Source organism: Aminobacter sp. P4_D5, from assembly GCF_056401815.1.
The window spans coordinates 1-4,709 of record NZ_JBFUIP010000277.1 but is presented as its reverse complement, the minus strand read 5'-3'; the positions used below and the strand labels follow the sequence as shown (position 1 = coordinate 4,709).

At 60.8% G+C, this 4,709-nt stretch carries 3 protein-coding genes and 1 pseudogene; 3 read left to right on the top strand and 1 reads right to left on the bottom strand.

Annotation, left to right across the window (positions count from 1 at the left end):
• A pseudogene (locus AC1DWF_RS30360) lies at window positions 1-82 on the bottom strand (integrase catalytic region); the annotation flags it as partial.
• A 383-nt stretch (window positions 83-465) separates the two neighbouring features.
• Here AC1DWF_RS30360 and AC1DWF_RS30355 point away from each other — a divergent pair.
• From AC1DWF_RS30355 to AC1DWF_RS30345, 3 genes are all read left to right on the top strand, one after another.
• Window positions 466-1,053, top strand: a complete 588-nt coding sequence (locus tag AC1DWF_RS30355) for a TetR/AcrR family transcriptional regulator (protein ID WP_476787012.1) — start codon at window positions 466-468, stop codon at window positions 1,051-1,053.
• An 84-nt stretch (window positions 1,054-1,137) separates the two neighbouring features.
• Window positions 1,138-2,355: an efflux RND transporter periplasmic adaptor subunit gene (locus AC1DWF_RS30350; RefSeq protein WP_476789160.1), complete on the top strand. Its 1,218-nt coding sequence runs from the start codon at window positions 1,138-1,140 to the stop codon at window positions 2,353-2,355.
• An 11-nt stretch (window positions 2,356-2,366) separates the two neighbouring features.
• Window positions 2,367-4,709 (top strand): efflux RND transporter permease subunit (locus AC1DWF_RS30345; protein ID WP_476842446.1); only part of this gene is annotated, 2,343 nt, incomplete at its 3' end.

Genomic DNA, 4,709 nt, shown 5'->3' with positions numbered 1-4,709 from the left:
CATCGACACTGACCCCAGCCTGACGCCAGCGGGCGATCTTGCGCCGCTCATCGAGATCAATCTGCGAGTAGGTGCGTTTCATCTGCGCTTCCTTGCTTACGATAACCCATTGGTATCGCTGCAAAGTCGCACTTCAAGGTAGAACCCACCCCCGCTACATGTCGATGTCGCGTAATAGGCATTATGGAACTTCCTTTGAAGCTTGAGCGTGCTCGCCGATACAAGGCCGGGCGGCAGTATTGTCGCACAATCGCAGGCGCGAAGGTGCTGCTGCAGTATCTGCACGTGTCCCTGTGCTTATTCTATCACATCCGGACATCGCAGCTATGGACCAGACTGCGAGCGCACCGGCATGCTGCGGCTAGCCATTCGGTACACAAATTGGTGAATTGAACTTTCTGTTGCGTCGCACCTATAATAACCAACCAGTCGGAAATTAATTCTAGACAGCGCAGGCGTGAACGTATGGCCCGTCCAAGGGTAATCGAACAGAGCGACATACTGGATGCGGCGGAGCTCGTGGTTGTCCGTGATGGCGCCGCGCATGTGACGCTTGATGCCGTAGCCACCGAAGCCGGGATCAGCAAAGCGAGCGTCATCTACGACTACAAATCCAAGCAGCAGCTCATCAATGCCATCATACGGCGGCGCCTGGAAGCTGAAGCAGAGCGGATCCGAGCGACCACGGACAGCCTGGGTTCGGTTTCGAGCGCGTCCATCAATGGACTTATTGCGGCGGCAGCCGAACCGATCCGTGATGATGTGCGAGCCGTCGCTGTAAATCTGGTCGCCGCCCTCGCCCAGAACGCCGAAGCGCGTGGCTATGTGCAGGCCACCTATAGACGATCGATCGATTCGGTCACAGAAACGGCGGAAAACCCGCGTGGTGCCATCCTAGCGTTTCTGGCGCTCGAGGGGCTCAAGAGGCTCGAACTGCACAATCTGAACCCCTGGTCTGACGCCGAACGTACAAACATTCTGCGCGACATCCAGTGGCTGGTCGACGCGGAACATCTGCGCTCCCAAGACACCAATTCGCCGACTGGCGGTTGATCGCTCACAGCTACCGCTAAACACATTCATCGCCACGGCCTCGCTAGCCGTCCCGGCAAACGTCAACTTTTTCTGGATTCTCTCATGCGTACTTACGTTTTGCCGCTGAAACTTACAGCGGCCGCCGCCCTTTTCGCTGTTATTTCTGGATGCAGTGATGCCAAAAGTTCTGCAGAGGCGCAGCCGGCTGCCCCTCCTCCCCCCGCCGTGAGCGTCATCGAGGTTGTTCCAGAAACCCTTCCCATTTTGAACGAACTGCCAGGACGCATTGCCCCAACCCGCATCGCCGAGGTGCGGCCACGCGTCTCGGGCATCGTGCTCGAGCGCGTCTTCGAACAGGGAAGCCTGGTGAAGGAAGGCGACGTGCTCTATCGGATCGACCCGGCGCTGTTCCGCGCACAGGTGGCGAGCGCAGAGGCGACCCTGCAGCGCGCGCAAGCCGTCCAACTTCAGGCCCGCCAGCAGGCTGACCGGCAGAACGAGCTGCGCGAACGCAACGTTTCCAGCGGCCAGCAGCTCGACAACGCGGTGGCGGCACTCGCGCAGGCAGACGCGGATGTGGCGATTGCCACCGCGGGACTTACGACGGCGCAACTCAATCTGGACTACGCCGAAATCACGGCACCGATCTCCGGACGCATCGGCCGTGCCATGGTCACGGAAGGCGCGCTCGTCAGCGCCAATGGCCCTGAAAGCCTGGCCACCATTCAACAGATCGATCCGGTCTATGCCGATTTTACCCAGTCGGCGAACGAGCTTCTCCGGCTTCGGCGCGCGCTCGAAAACGGCGCATTGACGAATGCCGAGGCGGGTGCCGCTCGCGTTATGCTTCGACTGGATGATGGCAGTGAATACGCGCACCCCGGCAAACTCCTGTTCCTTGAGGCGGCGGTAGACGCCACCACCGGACAGGTGACGCTTCGTGGCGAGTTCCCCAATCCTGAAGGGGACTTACTGCCGGGCATGTATGTCCGCGTGCTAATCGAGCAAGGGATCCAGCAGAACGCCATCGCGATTCCGCAGCAGGCGATCCAGCGCGATTCTGGCGGGCGATCGCAAGTCTATGTCGTGACTGACAGTAACGTGGCGGACCTTCGGACGGTTCGGGTTGGACGCGTGGCTGGTGACCGTTGGGTCGTGGAAGAAGGCCTCAAGGCAGGCGACAAGGTCGTCGTCGAAGGCTTCCAGAAGGTCAAGCCCGGTGCTCCGGTGACCGCCCAGACATGGAAGCCCCAGGATACGGCGCCAGCAACTGGCAGCGCCGGCTCGGTGGAGCCGGCTAGCAAGCCCAAGGCCGGCTAAGGACAGAAAACATGCCTCAGTTTTTCATCGATCGACCCATCTTCGCATGGGTCGTGGCGATCTTCATCATGCTCGCCGGCGTCATCGCCATTCCGTTCCTGCCAGTAGCGCAATATCCGAACGTGGCGCCACCGCAGGTCTCCATTTCCGCGACCTATGCCGGCGCCGCACCCGAAGACATCTACCAAAGTGTCACCCGGCCCATCGAAGAAGAGCTGAACGGCGTTGCCGGGCTCCTCTATTTCGAATCGACCTCCGATTCCTCCGGCATGGTCAGCATTACCGCGACCTTTGCTCCCGGGACCGACAGCGGCCAGGCGTCCATCGACGTACAGAACGCTGTGCGCCGTGTTGAGCCGCGCTTGCCGCAGGTCGTCAAGCAGGTGGGCATCCAGGTTGAAGAGGCCGGCAGTGGCTTCCTCATGATGGTCGCCCTTACGTCGACGGACGGTTCGCTCGATGTCGTCGGTCTTGGTGATTATCTTAGCCGCAACGTGCTCAGCGAAATCCGGCGTATCGACGGTGTCGGCCGCGCGCAGCTGTTTGCGACGCAGCGCGCCATGCGCATCTGGATCGATCCTGACAAGATGGTCGGATTGAAGCTCACATCGGACGACATCACCAATGCGATCCGGTCACAGAACGCGCAGGTTGCCGCTGGCCGCATCGGGGCGGATCCCAACCCGATCACGCAGCAGATCTCGGCCACCGTCCTGGTTAAGGGCCAGCTCACCTCCGCCGAAGAATTCGGCTCCATCGTGCTGCGCGCCAATCCCGACGGCTCGTCGGTCCGGCTGTCGGACGTGGCGCGCATAGAGGTCGGCGCGGAAAACTACAACTTCTCCACCAGGCTGAACGGCAAGCCAAGCGCAGCGATCGCGGTACAGCTGTCGCCGACGGGCAACGCGTTGGCGACATCCGAAGCCGTCCGGGCGCAGATGGAGGAGCTGTCCCGCTTTTTCCCCGAAGGCCTGGAATACGCCATCCCCTACGACACCTCGCCGTTCGTGAAAGTGTCGATCGAAAAGGTCATCCATACGCTTCTTGAAGCAATGGTGCTCGTCTTCGCGGTGATGTTCCTGTTTCTGCAGAACTTCCGTTACACGATCATCCCGACACTGGTCGTTCCGGTGGCGCTGCTCGGAACCTGCGCGGTCATGCTGGCCACGGGGTTCTCAATCAACGTCTTGACGATGTTTGCTATGGTGCTGGCGATCGGCATCCTGGTCGACGATGCCATCGTCGTGGTCGAAAATGTCGAGCGCATCATGGCCGAAGAAGGGCTGTCGCCAAGGGACGCGACGCGCAAGGCCATGAAGCAGATCTCCGGCGCGATCATCGGCATCACGCTGGTTCTCACGGCCGTCTTTGTGCCCATGGCGTTTTTCCCGGGAGCCGTTGGCGTCATCTACCGGCAGTTCAGCCTGACGATGGTCGTGTCGATCATGTTCTCCGGATTCCTGGCGCTATCGCTGACACCTGCGCTGTGCGCCAGTTTCCTGAAACCGATCAGCAAGGGGCACCACGAGAAGAAGGGCTTCTTTGGTTGGTTCAACCGCGGCTTTGACCGGACGACGAGCAGCTATACTTCGAGCGTCGGTTGGATCGTGAAGCGGACAGGCCGTTTCATGATCATCTACCTGGCGCTGCTGGTCGGTCTCGGTTGGTCCTTCATTCAGCTCCCCACCTCCTTCTTGCCGAACGAAGACCAAGGCTTTCTGATCGTCGATATCCAGGGGCCGCCGGAATCGAGCAGCAACCGCACGCGGACTATTGCCGAAACCGTCGAGACGATCTTCATGGGCGAGGAAGCGGTCGACCGTATGATCGTGGTCAACGGCTTCAGCTTCTCAGGCGCGGGCCAGAATGCCGGTCTTGCTTTCGTTACCCTCGATGACTGGAGCGAGCGCGACGAACAGAACTCGGCCGCGGCGATCGCTGGGCGCGCCAACCGTGCGCTCTTCCAGATGAAGGATGCGGTCTCTTTCGCGCTTTCGCCACCGCCGATCCAGGGCCTTGGCACGTCCAACGGTTTCAGCTTCCGTCTACAGGATCGGTCGGGCCGTGGCCAGGTCGCCCTCGCCGCCGCCCGCGACCAGCTGCTCGCGGCTGCGGCAAAGAGTGAGGTCATCACCGGCGTGCGGGTTGAAGGCATGCCCGACGCAGCCCAGGTCAATCTCCTGATCGACCGCGAAAAGGCGAACACGTTCGGCGTTACCTTCGCCGATATCAATTCGACGATATCGGCCAATCTGGGCTCCGCTTACGTCAACGATTTCCCGAACGCCGGCAGGATGCAGCGGGTGACTGTGCAATCCGATTCCGGGCGCCGCATGCAGACCGAAGACCTGCTG

What these genes read in the sequence shown, in the direction of transcription:
- AC1DWF_RS30355 (WP_476787012.1), top strand. Translation starts at nt 466, where the DNA reads ATGGCCCGTCCAAGGGTAATCGAACAGAGCGACATACTGGATGCGGCG.
- AC1DWF_RS30350 (WP_476789160.1), top strand. Translation starts at nt 1,138, where the DNA reads ATGCGTACTTACGTTTTGCCGCTGAAACTTACAGCGGCCGCCGCCCTT.